The sequence below is a fragment of the Ruegeria sp. BI11 genome, assembly GCF_056538005.1.
On the sequence record NZ_JBQFSM010000001.1, the window covers coordinates 494574 to 511892 of the forward strand.

Annotated in this window: 15 protein-coding genes and 1 tRNA gene; 7 read left to right on the forward strand and 9 right to left on the reverse strand. The window is 56.9% G+C overall.

The features are described 5' to 3' along the window. Positions 1-2: 2 nt before the first annotated feature. A complete protein-coding gene (gene cimA / locus ACR0DT_RS02425) occupies positions 3-1637 on the reverse strand; it encodes a citramalate synthase (RefSeq protein WP_480709218.1) in 1635 nt (544 codons plus the stop codon). Further along, positions 1637-3034: a cysteine--tRNA ligase gene (gene cysS, locus ACR0DT_RS02430; RefSeq protein ID WP_480709219.1), complete on the reverse strand. Its 1398-nt coding sequence runs from the start codon at positions 3032-3034 to the stop codon at positions 1637-1639. Before cysS ends, cimA begins: the two co-directional genes overlap by 1 nt. 216 nt (positions 3035-3250) lie before the next feature. Here cysS and ACR0DT_RS02435 point away from each other — a divergent pair, with 216 nt between their 5' ends. Together ACR0DT_RS02435 and ACR0DT_RS02440 are read left to right on the forward strand one after the other, a co-directional pair. After that, the gene (locus ACR0DT_RS02435; RefSeq protein ID WP_480709220.1) at positions 3251-3595 is read left to right on the forward strand and encodes an MmcQ/YjbR family DNA-binding protein; all 345 of its coding nucleotides are present in this window, start codon (positions 3251-3253) and stop codon (positions 3593-3595) included. Between the two features lie 58 nt (positions 3596-3653). After that, the gene (locus ACR0DT_RS02440; RefSeq protein ID WP_480709221.1) at positions 3654-4844 is read left to right on the forward strand and encodes a pyridoxal phosphate-dependent aminotransferase; all 1191 of its coding nucleotides are present in this window, start codon (positions 3654-3656) and stop codon (positions 4842-4844) included. Positions 4845-4850: 6 nt separating this feature from the next. Here the strand turns inward: ACR0DT_RS02440 and ACR0DT_RS02445 are convergent, their stop codons facing one another. Then, positions 4851-5369, reverse strand: coding sequence for an outer membrane protein (locus tag ACR0DT_RS02445; protein WP_480709222.1), 519 nt, complete (start codon positions 5367-5369; stop codon positions 4851-4853). Positions 5370-5786: 417 nt separating this feature from the next. Here ACR0DT_RS02445 and ACR0DT_RS02450 point away from each other — a divergent pair, with 417 nt between their 5' ends. Then, the gene (locus tag ACR0DT_RS02450; protein WP_480709223.1) at positions 5787-7331 is read left to right on the forward strand and encodes a trimethylamine methyltransferase family protein; all 1545 of its coding nucleotides are present in this window, start codon (positions 5787-5789) and stop codon (positions 7329-7331) included. A gap of 47 nt (positions 7332-7378) precedes the next feature. Here the strand turns inward: ACR0DT_RS02450 and ACR0DT_RS02455 are convergent, their stop codons facing one another. Both ACR0DT_RS02455 and ACR0DT_RS02460 read right to left on the reverse strand, forming a co-directional pair. Then, entirely contained in the window at positions 7379-7624 is a 246-nt protein-coding gene (locus tag ACR0DT_RS02455; protein WP_480709224.1) for an EF-hand domain-containing protein, read from the reverse strand. A 551-nt stretch (positions 7625-8175) separates the two neighbouring features. After that, positions 8176-11796 (reverse strand): vitamin B12-dependent ribonucleotide reductase, encoded by a 3621-nt coding sequence (locus ACR0DT_RS02460; protein ID WP_480709225.1) that lies wholly within the window; start codon positions 11794-11796, stop codon positions 8176-8178. Between the two features lie 532 nt (positions 11797-12328). Here ACR0DT_RS02460 and ACR0DT_RS02465 point away from each other — a divergent pair. Next, complete coding sequence (locus tag ACR0DT_RS02465; RefSeq protein ID WP_480709226.1) at positions 12329-12763, forward strand: hypothetical protein; 435 nt, start codon at positions 12329-12331, stop codon at positions 12761-12763. 10 nt (positions 12764-12773) lie between these two features. Here the strand turns inward: ACR0DT_RS02465 and ACR0DT_RS02470 are convergent. The 4 genes from ACR0DT_RS02470 to pdxH form a co-directional block, all read right to left on the reverse strand. Then, positions 12774-12850 (reverse strand) — tRNA-Pro (locus ACR0DT_RS02470). Positions 12851-12893: 43 nt separating this feature from the next. Continuing rightward, positions 12894-13361 (reverse strand): DUF192 domain-containing protein, encoded by a 468-nt coding sequence (locus tag ACR0DT_RS02475; protein ID WP_480709227.1) that lies wholly within the window; start codon positions 13359-13361, stop codon positions 12894-12896. A 6-nt stretch (positions 13362-13367) separates the two neighbouring features. After that, the gene (locus ACR0DT_RS02480) at positions 13368-13874 is read right to left on the reverse strand and encodes a cold-shock protein (protein ID WP_480709650.1); all 507 of its coding nucleotides are present in this window, start codon (positions 13872-13874) and stop codon (positions 13368-13370) included. A 142-nt stretch (positions 13875-14016) separates the two neighbouring features. Next, positions 14017-14622, reverse strand: coding sequence for a pyridoxamine 5'-phosphate oxidase (gene pdxH, locus ACR0DT_RS02485; protein ID WP_480709228.1), 606 nt, complete (start codon positions 14620-14622; stop codon positions 14017-14019). Between the two features lie 135 nt (positions 14623-14757). Between pdxH and fabI the strand changes: the two genes are divergently transcribed. Genes fabI through ACR0DT_RS02500 form a run of 3 tightly spaced genes read left to right on the forward strand, consistent with a single transcriptional unit; the run spans position 14758 to position 17280 of the window. After that, positions 14758-15564 carry an enoyl-ACP reductase FabI gene (gene fabI, locus ACR0DT_RS02490; RefSeq protein WP_480709229.1) on the forward strand — a complete coding sequence of 269 codons (807 nt, stop codon included), beginning with the start codon at positions 14758-14760 and terminating at the stop codon, positions 15562-15564. A gap of 3 nt (positions 15565-15567) precedes the next feature. Beyond that, a complete protein-coding gene (gene gpt, locus ACR0DT_RS02495; RefSeq protein WP_480709230.1) occupies positions 15568-16077 on the forward strand; it encodes a xanthine phosphoribosyltransferase in 510 nt (169 codons plus the stop codon). A gap of 27 nt (positions 16078-16104) precedes the next feature. Further along, the gene (locus tag ACR0DT_RS02500) at positions 16105-17280 is read left to right on the forward strand and encodes an aminotransferase (RefSeq protein WP_480709231.1); all 1176 of its coding nucleotides are present in this window, start codon (positions 16105-16107) and stop codon (positions 17278-17280) included. Positions 17281-17319 lie beyond the last annotated feature (39 nt).

The window sequence follows — 17319 nt, forward strand, 5'->3', positions numbered from 1 at the left end:
GGTCACTCGGCCACCGCCGTCTGTGATCCGCAATCCCGAACCAGCTTCCACTGAATGGCGTCCAACAGTGCCTCGAACGAGGCATCGACTATGTTCGCGCTGACACCCACGGTCGACCAGCGTCGCCCCTGCCCGTCTTCGCTGTCGATTATGACGCGTGTAACCGCTTCGGTCCCGCCTTGAGTGATGCGCACCTTAAAGTCGACCAGCCGCATGTCGGACAATATCTGCGAATATTGCCCCAGATCCTTCGCCAGCGCCTTGGCCAGCGCGTTCACCGGCCCCCGGTCGCTGCCGTTTTCGTCCATGGACTCGCTGACCGACAGCTTCTTTTCTCCGTCAACCTTCACCACGACGACGGCCTCGGACAGACTGACCATCTTGTTGTACTTGTTCTTGCGCCGCTCAACGGTCACCTTATAGCGCTTGACCTCGAAGAACTCCGGTAGTTGCCCCAGCTCATCCCGCGCCAAAAGTTCAAAGCTGGCCTGCGCGGTGTCATAGGAATACCCCTCGGCCTCGCGCTGCTTGATCCGATCCAGAATGCGCCCCAGCGCCGAGTCGCCCTTTTCCACGGACAGACCGGCCTCTGTCAGACGCTTGCGCAGATTCGACTGCCCCGCCTGGTTCGACATCGGAATGACCCGCGCATTACCGACCGAGGCCGGGTCGACATGCTCATAGGTCGATGGGTCCTTGAGGATCGCGCTAGCATGAAGCCCTGCCTTATGCGCAAAGGCCGAAGCGCCGACATATGCCGATTGCTTGCTGGGCACCCGATTCAGGATGTCGTCCAGCATCCGGCTGACCCGCGTCAAACCGGCCAGAGCCTCTTCGCTGACGCCAATATCAAAGCTGGACGCATAGGGTTCCTTCAACAGCAAGGTCGGGATCAGAGCGGTCAGATTGGCATTGCCACACCGCTCACCCAACCCGTTTAGCGTGCCTTGTATCTGCCGTGCGCCTGCATCTACAGCAGCCAGAGAGCAAGCCACCGCGTTCTCGGTATCATTGTGGGTGTGGATCCCCAGTAGGTCACCGGGCAACCCGGCGGCAATCACCTCGGACACTATCCGCGCCACCTCGGCAGGCAGAACCCCGCCATTGGTGTCGCACAGTACAACCCAGCGCGCTCCGGCGTCCAATGCGGCGCGGCACACCTGAACCGCATAATCAGGGTTGTCCTTATAGCCGTCAAAGAAATGCTCGGCATCGAACAGCGCCTCACGCCCATGCGCCACGATATGCGCGACCGAGGCGCGGACGTTCTCGACATTCTCTTCCAGAGAAATACCCAGCGCGTGGGTCACGTGATAGTCATGCGACTTGCCAACCAGACACACCGCCTGCGTGCCCGCGTTCATGACAGCGGCCAGCACATCATCATTCTCAGCCGACCGCCCCGAGCGTTTGGTCATGCCAAATGCGGTCAAACAGGCCGAAGTCTTTGGCGCAACATCGAAAAACGCGCTGTCGGTCGGGTTGGCGCCCGGCCATCCGCCTTCGATGTAATCGACCCCCAACGCGTCCAGCGCTTGCGCGATCTGCACCTTCTCAGAGGTGGAAAACTGCACGCCCTGCGTCTGTTGCCCGTCGCGCAGCGTGGTGTCGTAGAGGTAGAGGCGTTCTTTAGGCATCACACCTCCTCCAGCTTGGCGGCGTCGAAACCGGCGCCGGGCACAAGTTCGACCCCATCTTTGCTCATGCGAACTTCTAGCCCAGCTGCCAGATAGGCGGCTTTCAGACGATCTACTTCCGAGAAATCTTTGCTTTGCATCGCAATGACCCGCGCGTCTGCCAACCGATCCGCATGAACGGTCAAGTCAACTGAATCCGTATCCGCCCACGCTCCCATTTCCGACGACAGCAAGCCCATCAACTGCGCACTAGCCAATAAGCCTGCAGCATCTCCATCCGCAGCTAGGCGGTAGAGCTCAGCCAAAGCGCCCGCCGTGTTCAGGTCGTCACTTAGCGCAGCAACGACTGCGGGTGCCGCGCTGGCGGCGGGCTCGATGCTCGCTGTCAGCGCCCGCCACTTGCGCAGCGTTGCCTCGGCCTCGCGCGCCTTCTTCTCGGTCCAATCCATCGGCTTGCGATAATGGGTCTGCAGGAAGACAAACCGGATCACCTCACCCGGCACGCCCTGTTCCAGCAAATCATGGACGGTGAAGAAATTGCCCAGGGATTTGGACATCTTCTTGCCTTCCACCTGCAGCATCTCATTGTGCAGCCAGAACTTTGCAAACTCACCATGCGGATGGGCACACTTGCTCTGCGCGATCTCATTCTCATGGTGTGGGAACATCAGGTCGTTGCCACCGCCGTGAATATCAAAACTCTCGCCCAGCAGCTCATAGCTCATGGCCGAGCATTCGATGTGCCAGCCCGGACGCCCCCGGCCCCAGGGGGATTCCCACCCCGGCAGTTCATCGGTCGAGGGCTTCCACAGCACGAAATCCATCGGGTTCTTCTTATAGGGCGCAACCTCGACCCGAGCCCCTGCGATCATGTCATCGACGGACCGGCCCGACAATTCGCCGTAATGCTCTTTCCAGCTGTCCACGGCAAACAGAACATGGCCCTCTGCCGCGTAAGCATGGCCCTTGGCGATCAGATCCTCGATCATCGCGATCATCTGCGCGATATATTGCGTGGCGCGCGGCATCTCATTGGGCTCCAGCGCCCCAAGCGCGCCCATGTCGTGCAGATACCAGCCTATGGTTTCGTCTGACCGCTCCTGCACCAACTGCTCCAACGTGCCCTCGGCCCCAGCCTGCTGCCGCGCCAATGCGGTTGCGTTGATCTTGTCATCCACGTCGGTGAAATTGCGCACATAGGTTACGTGGTCCGCACCATAGATGTGCCGCAACAACCGGTAGAGCACGTCGAACACTACGACAGGCCGCGCATTGCCCAGATGGGCGCGGTCGTAAACGGTGGGGCCACAGACATACATCCGCACTTTGTCGGCGCTGATCGGCACGAAATCCTCTTTCGTCCGCGTCCGGGTGTTGTGCAGTTTGATCGTCGTCATCGGTCGGCTCCTAAAGACAGCATGGCTTGTCGCGTTGACGCGGGCTTAGCAACTTGTCTCAGGGATGAAAACGAAAGAAACCGGCCCGCTTGAAGTATCAGCAGGTAATGCAGCAGATAATGATGCAGGTCATCGGGTTCATAACAAATCACCTAGCATGCAGAATGCCGGACGCCAAGCCTTGAGTTTCGCCGCTCTGCATCGCAGCCTACCGCCATGACCCGCGAAAATGTAAACGCAATATGCCATACCTTGCCCGGTGCGGAACAGTCCGACCCTTGGGGTGGCGGCCATGATGCCTGGATAATCGGTGGCAAGATGTTTGCGTGCATCGGGACGGCCAATGACGGTGTATCGGTCAAAACACCTGACATCGAAACCGCCCAGATGCTGATCGATGCCGGAATCGGAGAAAAAGCCCCGTATTTCCACCGCAGTTGGATTCGCTTGCCCTTCGATTGCGACAAAGACGAACTGCACCACAGGCTAACCGCCTCGTATGATCTGGTTCGCGCCTCGTTGACCAAAAAGGTTCAAGCCACTCTGCCGCCGCGAAGCTGATTGACAAACGGCTGGCGCTCTGGCCCTGTCACCGAAAATGACAGGACGGGAGCGGGTCATGAAATTGTCGCAGCGTATCACTCATTTGACCGGTGGCGGCAGTGACGGGTGGGATGTGTTCTATCGTGCTCGGCGGATGATCAGCGACGGCTATGCCGTGACCGAACTGACCATTGGTGAGCATGATGTTCGTACCGACCCCTCGATTCTTGAGGCCATGGACCTGTCGGCCCGTCAGGGACACACCGGTTATGCGATGGTGCCCGGCACGGATTTGCTGCGCGATACCGTTGCCGCACGGCTACAGGCGCGCACCGGAGTCCCCACCACCCGCCACAACGTGCTGATCACGCCCGGTGGTCAATCGGCCTTGTTCGCAGCCCATGTGGCAGTTTGCGATCCGGGCGATGTCGGTCTGTTTCTGGATCCCTATTACGCCACCTATCCCGGTACGATCCGTGGTGCCGGAGCCGAGGCGCGGGCGATCCAAACCACCGCTGAAGACGCATTTCAGCCGCGTGCCGAACAGATTGACGCAGCCGCAGACGGCGCGGTTTCACTGCTAATCAACACGCCCAATAATCCCACTGGGGTCGTCTATTCTCGTCAAACTCTTGAGGGAATCGCCGAGGTTTGCCGTCAGCGAGACCTCTGGCTAATTTCAGATGAAGTTTACGACACACAGGTTTGGGAAGGCTCGCATATTTCGCCACGCACTTTGCCAGAGATGACCGAACGTACGCTTGTCGTAGGATCGATGTCCAAGTCGCACGCCATGACCGGTTCGCGCTGTGGTTGGGTTGTCGGGCCAGAAGAAGTGATTACCCATCTGATCAATCTTGCCACTCATACCACATATGGAGTTCCGGGATTTATTCAGGACGCCGCCAGTTTCGCACTTAACGCAGGTAACGCGCTGGAAGAACAGATCGCCGCACCCTTCCGCAGGCGGCGCGCGCTGGCCGTGGACATTCTGAACGCCCAGAACACGGTCGGTCTGGTCCCGGCACAGGGGGCCATGTACCTGATGCTAGATATCCGCGCCACGGGTCTTAGCGGTGAAGAATTCGCCAACGCCCTGCTGGATATGCACGCCATTGCCGTGATGCCGGGTGAGAGTTTTGGCTCTGCTGCAGTTGGTCATATCCGCGTGGCCATGACCATTGACGACGAACGCTTTGCATCCGCCCTATCGACGATCTGCGAGTTCGCTTCGGATATGGCGAACCGTCACGCCGCCGCAAGCTAGTTGATGTCAGAACCGGAATGAGGTGCGTAGATTGAAGACATTCGAATCCAACGAGCCATCTGACCGCGTGACATCGTCGAATTCCTGCCGCAAGGCTTCGCCGCTGATTACAAAACGATCGCCAATGGGATAGGCGACGCCAATTCCGTACACAGCCGCAGTATCGTTATCGACTGAGCTATCGACCCGCGACGCACCGATCACAACATAGCCCAAGGCGGGCCCGAAATCGTAGCCGCCACGCAGCTTCAGACGGGTCATGCTGTCCAGCGAACCCTCGCTCTGACCCAGGTTCAAAGACAGGCTGTTGTATTCAAGCTCGCCGCCCAAAACAAAATTCCCGAAGTCGCGGTCATAGCCAATATGCGGCCCGAAGGTCAGATCATCTCCGCTGGAACCGTTCGGGCCATCGGCATCTGCATATCCAAAGCTGAAACCTGCATAAGCCCCGGTCCAATCCTCAGACAATACCGGGGTCGCGAAGGACACCAATGCTGTGAGACTGAGGGCCTTAAGGGCTTTCATTAATCTCTCCTAAAAACCTTTCGTCGCAGAGACGTTCGGTTAAGTCATGTTAACTCAAAAACTTGGTACATGATCATTAAAATTCAATTGAGATCACGAACCACTCTTAAATAAGTGAAGGAACTATAACAGATTTTTACTTGTCCAAGAAAAAAACTTGGGCAGACAAAAGAAGAGTGTGACATCTTCATGTATACTTCGCTTTTAGACCCCCAGGTCGCAAACAGAACAGATTGTGACAGGACACATCTGGATACTTCGTTTCACAAGGTGAGGACCTGCATGCAAGACGACGTTTGGAAGATTCGACTGGTCAGCCGCACCATTGGTGCGGATCGCGGTCGTGCGGCGCGTGGGCGGCCATCAGAGATTTAAATCAACCACTCTGACACCCTCTTTACGACCGGAATCCGAATCATGAACGATCAATCCCGCACCTCTTCCCGTACCGGCGGTCGCGCCGCGCGTCGTGCTGCCCGCGCCACTGCCCTGCCTGAACATCTGCGCCCCGTCCGCCCGGGCATGGAAGGTGGTGTTCTCAATGTGCTTACTCAAGCTCAGATCGAGCGCATCCACGAAGCCGCTCTAACCGCATTGGAAACCATCGGCCTTGCAGATGCGCCTCAAAGCGGCATCGACTATCTGGTCGGTGCCGGGTGCATCCTGGGCGACGATGGTCGCATCCGATTCCCGCGCGCATTGGTGGAAGACACGATTGCCAAGGCCAATCGCTCGGTCACCCTATTCAGCCGCGATGGAAAAACCGACTTGGAGCTGTCGGGCACCAAAGTTCACTATGGTACAGCCGGTGCAGCAGTAAGCATGGTCGACGTGCATGGGCAGGAATATCGAGATTCAACCGTTCAGGACTTGCACGATGCTGCGCGTATCTGCGAACAGCTGGAAAACATCCATTTTGTTCAGCGCCCCATGGTCTGCCGCGATATCGCGGACAATCTGGAAATGGACCTGAACACAATCTACGCCGCCTGTTCAGGCAGCTTCAAACATATCGGTACATCCTTTACCGAACCCAGCCATGTCGCTCCTGCGATGGAGATGATATATATGATCGCTGGCGGTGAGGACAAATATCGCGAGCGTCCCTTCGTTTCGAATTCGAACTGTTTTGTCGTTCCTCCCATGAAGTTCGCAACGGAAAGCTGCGAAGTGATGGAAGAGTGCATCAAGGCCGGTATGCCGGTTCTGCTGCTTTCTGCGGGGATGGCTGGCGCAACCGCACCCTCGACCATCGCCGGTGCGATAACTCAGGCCACTGCGGAATGTCTGGCCGGGCTGGTTTACGTAAATGCCGTAAGCCCAGGCGCACCAGCAGTTTTTGGTACCTGGCCTTTTGGTCTGGACTTGCGGACAGGTGCGATGTCCATCGGGTCGGGTGAACAAGCCCTGCTGACGGCGGGTTGCGCACAGATGCACCGTTTTTACGACCTGCCGGGTGGAGCTGCCGCAGGCGCGTCGGATTCGAAACTGCCCGACATGCAGGCCGGGTGGGAACAGATGTGTTCCAACGTCATGGCGGGTCTGTCAGGTCTGAACATGGTGTACGAAGCGGCGGGCATGCATGCCTCACTGCTGGGCTTTTGCCATGAGAGCCTAATCCTTAGCGACGACCTGATTGGCCAGGCGCAACGGTGCGTGCGCGGAATCGAAGTTACCGATGAAACACTGGCTCTGGACCAGATCGCCGAGGTCTGCATTGGCGGGCCGGGTCATTACCTTGGCACTGATGCAACGCTCAGTCGGATGCAGGCGGACTATGTCTATCCCGTTTTCGGAGACCGAACTTCACCCAAAGAATGGGTCGAGCTTGGCAAACCCGATCTGATCGAAAAAGCGATTAAGCGGAAGGAAGAGATCTTGTCGACCCCGTCTCCAGCCCGTTTCGACCCTTTGCTGGACGCTGAACTCCGTTCCAAATTCAAAATTTACTTACCTCAATAAGGTATTGAAAAGCGGCCAGAAACACTCTGGCCGCTTTCGTAAATGCATTAGCCGTCAGTTGCCGGCAGCAATCCTGCTTCCTGTGCCACGGCAATCTCGGCCTCATCCAGTGCGCCGTCGCCGTTGGCGTCCATAGCCGAGAATCCATCCGCGTCGACGCTAGGCACAACAGCCTGCACTTCTTCGATGGTCAGTACACCATCTCCATTTGCATCTGCCGAGGATTGTGCGACGGCCAGTGTCGGCAGACCAAGAGCGATGGCGGAAATAGCGGCCAGAGTTTGCGGTTTCATTGTGATGCCTCCTGATTGAGTTTTTTGCGTGTTTGTGTCCGGACAAGCATCACAAACACTGCATCCCGGGCCGCTGTCACCCGCATTGCGGGATTACTTCGCTTACGCGCCAATCTTTGCGTGTTTATCCGAGTCGCGTCTGCGACGAGCCGCTCGGCAAAATTCCCCCATCACGTCTCGGCGGGTCTTGCCCGATGGGAAATGCAAAATCCGGCAAAAGCCTGCCCAAATTCCCAAACACGGTTGGAAAAAAGAAAGGGGGCCGAAGCCCCCTGTCAGTTTCGCCTTCCAGGCTCATTTCGTTGACCGCCCGGTGTTTTTTTGCCTGCGGCCTGGACTGCGCATGGGACGAGCGCACCCGCCCCGTGAAAGAGTGGGAAAGAGCAAATATTCCGCCCCACCCTGTTCCCGGCCAACACGGGCATGTCGGCCGAGTGGAACAAGACGCCTAGTGGTAAGTCTCAGGCTTTGCCTTGCTCCGTATTCGTCGGGACCGGAAATCCGGGGGGGAAATCCTAGGTCCCTACACCCCGCCTGGCGGGGCGTTTGCCTTAGCTACACCCGCTGGTCGCGCCGCAAGTGTTGCATTTCATGCAGGTGCCGTTGCGCACCAGCGTGTAGTTTCCGCATTCGCCGCATGGGTCACCCTCATACCCCTGCATCTTGGCTTTGGTGCGTGCATCCATACCGGTTGCAACCGCTGTATCCGCGACAGGAGCTTCAAATGAAGCTGCTGTTTCAGACATACCGTTCACCTCGGCCTGACCGCCGTTAAACACCATCAGGTCCTGCGGCAAACGTTTGCGTAGATAGCCGGTCGAACTGATTTGTTTCAGCACTTCCAAGGATTTAGTCGCCGCGCTGTCGCTAATCTCCGAGACATTCGACAAACCGTCTTCCTCGCCCCGGCCCAGATCGTCGAAGGTTGCGCCTTCGGGTTTCACATGGGCCAAATCGGTTCGATCCAGATAGGACACTGCCAGCTCGCGGAAGATGTAATCCAGGATCGACGTTGCGTTCTTGATCGAGTCGTTGCCCTGTACCATCCCCGCCGGCTCGAATTTGGTGAAGGTAAAGGCGTCTACGAATTCCTCAAGCGGCACGCCGTATTGCAGGCCGACCGAGACCGCGATGGCAAAGTTGTTCATCATCGCCCGGAAGCCAGCGCCTTCCTTGTGCATGTCGATGAAAATCTCGCCCAGCTTGCCGTCTTCGAACTCACCGGTCCGCAGATAGACTTTGTGGCCGCCCACGATCGCCTTTTGGGTATAGCCCTTGCGGCGATGCGGCAGTTTCTCGCGATGGCTGCGGATCATTTCCTTGACCACAACCTTCTCGATTACCTTCTCTGCCAGAACAACGGCTTTCTCCTGTGCCGATCCGCTTTCCAGAACTTCCGCTGCCTCGTCGTCATCCTCGACAAGAGCCGCCGCCAGTGGCTGCGACAGTTTCGAGCCATCGCGATACAACGCGTTGGCCTTCACGCCCAGCGACCAGCTGAGTTCATAAGCCTTCTGACAATCCTCAATGGTCGCATCGTTCGGCATGTTGATCGTCTTCGAGATCGCACCCGAGATAAAGCTCTGCGCCGCCGCCATCATGGTGATGTGGCTATCAACCCCCAGGAAACGTTTGCCTTTCTTGCCACACGGATTGGCGCAATCGAAAATCGAATAGTGCTCTTCCTTCAGATGCGGCGCGCCTTCCAGCGTCATGGTTCCGCAGACATGATCGTTGGCCGCGTCGATATCCGCTTTGGTAAAACCCAGATGGCGCAGCAGGTCGAAGGTCGGGTCGTTCAGCTTAGTCGCCGGGATGCCCAGAACGCCGGTGCAGAAGTCCTCGCCCAGAGTCCACTGGTTGAAGACAAACCGGATGTCGAAGGCGCTTTCCAGCGCGGCGTCCACCTTGGCCAGCTCATTAGGGCCAAAACCGTGGCCGGTCAGAGAAGTATGGTTGATCCCCGGCGCGTTGCCAATGGTGCCGTGGCCAACTGCGTAACCCACAATCTCTTCGATCTGAGCCGAGGAATAACCCAGCTTTTCCAATGCCGAAGGCACCGAGCGGTTGATGATCTTGAAGTAACCGCCGCCTGCAAGCTTCTTGAACTTGACCAGAGCAAAGTCTGGCTCAATCCCGGTGGTGTCACAATCCATGACCAGACCGATGGTGCCGGTCGGTGCAATCACAGTGGCCTGCGCGTTGCGGTAGCCGTTCTTTTCGCCCAGGGTCAGTGCCTCATCCCAGGCCGACATGGCCAAGTCAATCAGACGCTTGTCCGGGCAGTTGCCGTGGTCCAGTGGCACCGGTTTAACCGCCAGTTTCTCGTAGCCTTGGGTCACGCCTTGCGACGCGCGGCGGTGGTTGCGGATGACGCGAAGCATATGCTCGGCGTTGCGCTCGTAACCTTTAAACGCGCCCAACTCGCCAGCGATCTCGGCGGAAGTCGCGTATGCTACACCGGTCATGATCGCAGTCAGCGCGCCGCAGATTGCCCGACCCTCATCCGAGTCGTAGCTGTAGCCCATGTTCATCAGCAAGCCACCGATGTTCGCATAACCCAGACCCAGCGTACGGAAGTCATAGGACAACTGTGCGATTTCCTTCGACGGGAACTGCGCCATTGTCACCGAGATTTCCAGTGTCAGGGTCCACAGGCGCGAAGCATGCATATAGTCCGCCGCCTGGAACTCACCATCTTTAAGGAAAGTCAGCAGGTTCATCGACGCCAGGTTACAGGCCGTGTCATCAAGGAACATGTATTCCGAGCACGGGTTCGAGCCGCGGATCTCGCCATCTTTAGGGCAAGTGTGCCATTCATTAACAGTATCGTGGAACTGGATACCCGGATCGGCACAGGCCCAAGCAGCGTGGCCGACTTTCTCCCACAGGTCGCGCGCCTTGACGGTCTTGGCAACCTTGCCATCGGTCCGGTTGATCAACTCCCAATCCGCGTCTTTTTCAACTGCGGTCAGGAATGCGTTGGTCACACGAATCGAGTTGTTCGAGTTCTGGCCCGAAACCGAGCTATATGCTTCCGAATCCCAGTCCGTGTCATAGGTCGGGAATTCGATGCTGTCATGACCCTGCTTCGCGTAATCCAGAACACGCTTAATGTAAGTTTCTGGGATCGCGACCTTTTTCGCCTCGCGAACCGCTTTCTTCAGGCTGTCATTCTTATTGGGATCATACGCATCATCCTGCGCGCCGTCCCAGCTGCGGATGGCCTCGAAAATGCCATTCAGCATCTTCTCGTGCATCTTTGATCCGGCAACGATCGAGGCCACCTTCTGCTCTTCGATCACCTTCCATTCGATGAATTGCTCGATGTCCGGGTGATCTGCATCGACGATCACCATCTTTGCTGCTCGACGGGTTGTTCCGCCTGATTTGATCGCGCCAGCGGCGCGGTCGCCGATCTTGAGAAAGCCCATGAGGCCCGAGGACTTGCCGCCACCCGACAGCGCTTCGCCTTCTGCACGCAGATGGCTGAAGTTGGTCCCGGTACCCGAGCCATATTTGAACAGGCGCGCCTCGCGCACCCACAGATCCATGATGCCGCCCTCGTTCACCAAATCATCATCGACGGACTGGATAAAACACGCGTGCGGCTGCGGGTGTTCGTAAGCGGATTTCGATTTGGTCAGCTTGCCAGTTTTGTAATCGACATAGTGATGGCCTTGCGCCGGGCCGTCGATTCCATAGGCCCAATGCAGACCGGTATTGAACCACTGAGGGCTGTTGGGTGCGGCCCGCTGGGTCGCCAGCATATAGCGCATCTCGTCAAAATAGGCGCGCGCATCTTCTTCGGTTGAGAAATAGCCACCCTTCCAACCCCAATAGGCCCAAGCCCCGGCGAGACGATCAAACACCTGCTTCGACGAGGTTTCACCACCAAATTCAGCACCTTCCGCGGGAACCGAGCGCCACAGGAATTCGGGGACATCCTTTTCTTTGACCTTTTTCAGTGCTGATGGAACGCCAGCCTTCCGGAAATATTTCTGCGCGATGACATCGCTGGCGACTTGGCTCCACTTTGCGGGAACTTCGATTTCATCCAGACGAAAAACAATGGTGCCATCAGGGTTTCGAATCTCAGAAGTCGCAGAGACAAAGTCCAGTTCTGCGTATGCGTCTTGCCCCGATTTAGTGAATTTCCTGTCAATCTTCATGTCCGCAGCCCTAGATTCAATCAACTTGTCCGTTTTGCGTCAGATGCATTTCAGCGATCCGCACGCCATGCCTGAAAATTGGGCGCAAATGACCGGTCGCTGTCTTTAACAGCGCGAAACCGCCTAAACGGTTGCACGTTTAATAGATGTGCTTTCCGACCCTCGCCCTATGCCTTACCCTGGTTATGCTACCAGATTTAGTGGCATATCTTTCGGCCCATACAACTTGGCGTATTCAGCCATAGATCGTCAACGCCATTTTCATTCATTTTTTAAATCTTTTTAGTTGACCCAACCGTTCCGGGCACTTGCCGGGCTTGGATTTCCGATTCCCCCACAGGTTCATCCACGGATCATGGTGCCGGAGTTGAAATTCTCTTATCTGAATTAACTGTTTTTCTCAGCGGAGTTACCGGCATTTGGTAATCCCGCTGTAAGATGGCTAGGCTGACTGGGAATCAGAACACCGCTAACTGCGGGACTAGACGGGAAGGTTCACGTGCAGAATGGAAAATCGAGAGGCTCAAAGGACATGACGGCATTTCGATTTCTACCTGCAATAGCCCTTATAGTGGCCTGTACACCACAAGACGTGCCCTTACCTTCCCGCAGTGCGCAGTTCGAAGCCTACCCCGAACGACTGTTTGACACATTCGAGACTCAGTGCGCCGGGCCAGGCGAAAACTTTGAGAAAGTGGGGAATCGGGTGTTCGAATGCCAGGAGTTTCTGCCGCCGGATACAACAGCGTTCCTGATTCTCAATTACGATGGCTACCCTCAGGACCTGCCGAAAAGCGTCATGCGCATGACGTCGACCAAGAATTCCTCAGGGTATCGCGTAGATGCCGAGTTGTTCTTTAACGTACCGCGAAGAAACGGCCCGGCTGTTAAAGTTCCTGTGGAAAGCCAAACACTGGATCAGGCGCTTGGCGCGCTGTTCCAGCAAATGGGTGGTTCACCAACATAAGTGAAAGAAGTGGTCGGGGCGGCAGGATTCGAACCTACGACCCCCTGTACCCAAAACAGGTGCGCTACCAGACTGCGCCACGCCCCGGACCGTGCGCCTTCCTAACGTTGCCTTTCTGATTTGAAAAGCCCTAACAGGCCCAAATTGCAGGACCTTGCGAAAAAATTTCGTGCTGCATCTGTGTTCCTGGGGTGATCAAGTAACGGGCCGCCAACCCAGCGTTGATTTCCAACACAGCATAGACCGAATTCCCGCCTTCGATCAGCGATTCATCTTCGGGAATCGCGTTCTCGTGCACATGGACGACAGTGCCTGTGCGATCCACAAAAATGATATCCAAGGGAATCAGTGTATTTTTCATCCAGAAAGCGACTCGCTGCGGCGGGTCGAACACGAACAGCATTCCGGACCGCTGCGGGAGCGACTCGCGAAACATCAACCCGCGAGCCCTGTCCTGCGGGCTGATGGCAAGTTCTATGTTGAAATTGATCTGAGTCTTGTCGTTCCGAAGCCCGACCCGATCCATCTGGCACGCAGCCAGTACGTCACCGGCCCATAGCATTGTTACACTTGCAAGAACCGCTAACAGTCTGTTCATCGGTGATTATTCGTCCAGTGCCGCTTCCCAGGCTAAAACCTGAGCTGCCATGCGCCCGCGCTTGCCGCTGATGACACGCATAGCCAGCGCTTCTCCCGGTTGCAGATCGGCCAGGCCGGATCGGCGCAGAACTTCGATATGCAAGAACACATCCTCGCCCCGGCCAAAAACATTGGCAAAGCCAAAGCCCTTACCCTTGTCGAACCATTTCACCCGAGCCGCCTCCAACGGAGCTTCGGCGATCACCACCGGATCAAGTTCAGCGAAATCCGCCAGCAGCATCGAGTCGGCACGCGCAGGTGGATCAACGCTGATAACCTCGACCGCCTGAACCCCGCGGTCGGTGCGATGTGTCATGATCTCGATCCCGGCACCATCGGCGACCGAGCTTTGACCGAAATTTCGCAACACATTCACATGCAACAGAATATCCGGGCCGCCTTCGTCAGACACGACAAACCCGTACCCCTTGGCGGGGTCGAACCATTTCACGTGTCCACGGACGCGGTACATGTTGTTCAGATCTTCTGGCACGGTTTTCCCATCGCGAAAATTAATGGTTCGTTAAGGGTCCGATGTGTATGGGATTGGTCCGCAAATTCAAGCCGAAAAAATCCTTTGTTTCCTTCGTGTTGCATTTCACGATACGCGAACGTCATGGATTCAACCTTTGTACATCCCATGCCGAGTCTTCGTGATCCCGGCGCCACTGGAACCTATCGTGCAAACGGAATGCACCATCGGCCCAAAACTCGATCTCGGTCGGTACCAACCTGTACCCGCCCCAGAACGGTGGTCGCGGAGGGTTCGGCCCCAGTTTCGCGGTCACCTTTGCAACTTCTGCCATCAGTGCAGACCGACTGCTAAGGGGCTGAGACTGCTTCGAAGCCCAGGCCCCAAGACGGCTTTTTAGCGAGCGGGACGCATAATACTCATCGGCTTGCGCACCGCTTTCCCGGGTTATTGTACCACGAACACGGATTTGCCGCCGCAAAGATTTCCAATGCATCACAAAAGCTGCTTTACCTGCCAAATCCAATTCGGCCGCCTTGGCACTTTCGTAATTGGTGTAAAACACGAACGCTCCGGATTCGATTTCCTTCAACAGCACCATGCGCACATTTGGCATGCCATCAGAATCGACTGTCGCCAACGCTATCGCATTGGGATCATTCGGTTCGTTGTCTTTGGCCTCGCCCAACCACCGCGCCGCTATTTCAAACGGATCGGTGCCAGCGAAAATGCCGTCACGTTCGGTCATTTCCATCCCCCGGAAACTATTATTGGCTACCCTAGGGCGAGAACCCGCTGCGGGCAAGAGTACGCGGCCTTGATGCAGCGCACCCAATGGCATAAACCAACTCAACAAATCGCGAAGACAGGCGGAGAACCAAACATGTCAAATCAGTTGATGGCCGGAAAACGCGGCCTCATCATGGGACTGGCCAATGACAAATCGATCGCATGGGGCATTGCGCGCGCTTTATCCGACGCCGGAGCCGATCTGGCCTTTTCTTATCAGGGCGAAGCTCTGAAAAAGCGGGTCGACCCACTGGCAGCGCAATTAGGCAGTGAAATTGTTCTGCCCTGCGATGTCGGCGACGAGGAATCGATTGATTCTCTGTTCTCAGAACTGGAACAGAAATGGGGCAAGCTTGATTTCGTCGTTCACGCGATTGGCTTTTCCGACAAGAACGAACTGCGTGGTCGGTACGTCGACACCAGCCGTGCGAATTTTAAGCTAACGATGGATGTGTCGGTTTATTCTTTCACCGCCGTAATGCAGCGCGCGGAAAAGATGATGTCCGAAGGCGGCAGCGCAATCACTTTGACCTATTACGGTGCCGAGCAGGTGATGCCACACTATAACGTCATGGGTGTCGCGAAGGCAGCGCTGGAAGCATCGGTCAAATATCTAGCCGAGGATTTGGGCAAGGATGGTATCCGCGTGAACTCGATCTCTGCAGGTCCGATCAAGACGCTAGCCGCCAGCGGTATTGGCGACTTCCGCTATATCATGAAGTGGAACGAGTATAACTCGCCCCTGCGCCGCAACGTGACCATCGACGATGTTGGCAAGTCTGCTCTGTATCTGCTGTCCGATCTCAGCAGCGGCGTCACAGGCGAGAATCTGCACGTAGATTCGGGATATCACATCGTCGGCATGAAAGCCGTCGACGCCCCGGACGTTGAAAAGGGTTAAGTCATGAGCGCCAAGGACCGCCTGCCCCACGAAAAAGGCTTTCACATCAGTTGGGACCAGATTCACCGCGACTCACGCGCTTTGGCGTGGCGTCTGGATGGTCAGGGCCCGAATGATGGGGCCTGGCGTGCCGTAGTTGCGATCACCCGTGGCGGCATGGCGCCCGCGATGATCGTCAGCCGCGAGCTGGATATCCGCACCGTCGATACGATTAGCGTGCGGTCCTATCACCATCAGGAGCAAGGCGAAGCCGAGGTGCTGAAAGCCCCGGATGCCGAACTGATGGGCGATGGCGAAGGTGTACTGATTATCGACGACCTGGTCGACAGCGGCAAAACGTTGGAACTGGTGCGCGCGATGTACCCCAAGGCGCATTTCGCTACTGTCTATGCCAAGCCCAAAGGCCGTCCGATGGTGGATACGTTCATTACCGAGGTCAGCCAGGACACCTGGATTTTCTTCCCTTGGGATATGGCCCTGCAATATGTCGAGCCCTATCGCGGCACCGACTGATCATTTCCTGAACATCTAGGACCACACATGACCCGGACACGCACCGCCGCCACCTTCGCCCCTCCGGTGATGGAGGCGCGGCGCTGGCTGGAGGGCGCGAACTTTCCTGAAAACCGGCCTCTGATTAACGTCAGCCAGGCCGCACCGGTCGATCCGCCGCCCTTGGCATTGCGTCAGGCCATGGCCGAGTTTGCGTTGACCGAAGACCAGGCGCATCTGTATGGGCCGGTTCTGGGCAATCCAGACTTGCGTACCGAACTGGCGGCGCAAATTGGTCATTACTATGCCGCCGAGATCGCACCAGATCAGGTCGCAATCACCTCGGGCTGTAATCAGGCATTTGCCGCCACAATCTCTGCCATCACTGACGAAGGGGATGAGGTCATCCTGCCAACCCCATGGTATTTCAATCACAAAATGTGGCTGGACATGGCAGGTGTACACGCAATTGACCTGAAAACCGGTGATGATCTACTGCCTGATCCAGACGCCGCCCGCGCTTTGATCACTGACAAGACCCGGGCCATCGCACTGGTGACGCCGAACAATCCGGGCGGTGTGGAATACCCGGCAGACCTCGTCCGCGCGTTTTATGATCTGGCCCGCGAAAAGGGTGTGCGCCTAGTGGTGGATGAGACCTATCGCGATTTCGACAGCCGCAGCGGCCCACCTCATGATCTGTTCGGGCAACCCGGATGGGACCAGACACTGGTTCACCTCTATTCCTTTTCCAAAGCATATCGCCTGACCGGTCATCGCGTTGGCGCAATTGCAACCAGCGCAAACTTGCTGTCCGAAGTTGAAAAGTTCCTGGATACAATGGCGATCTGCCCCGGTCAGATCGGCCAATTCGCAGCCCTTTGGGGGATGCGGAACCTGTCACAATGGGTCGCCGGAGAGCGCGACGAAATCCTCGATCGACGCGCCGCGATCCAAGAGCAATTGCCGCGCCTGACTGACAAAGGTTGGCGCTTGCTGGGGCTGGGGGCTTATTTTGCCTATTTCGAACATCCATTCGACATCCCCTCGGACGAGTTGGCCCGCCGCCTGGTGTCCGAGGTCGGTGTTCTTCTGCTGCCCGGAACCATGTTTATGCCGCATGATGATCCCGCCGGAAAACGGCAGGTGCGCGTGGCGTTCGCCAATCTGGACCGCGCTGGAATTCAGCAATTGTTCGAACGGCTGCAGGCCCTGTCCTTCTGAGCTTGCCCCCCGGCGGTGCGCGTCGTATTCAGGGCCGCA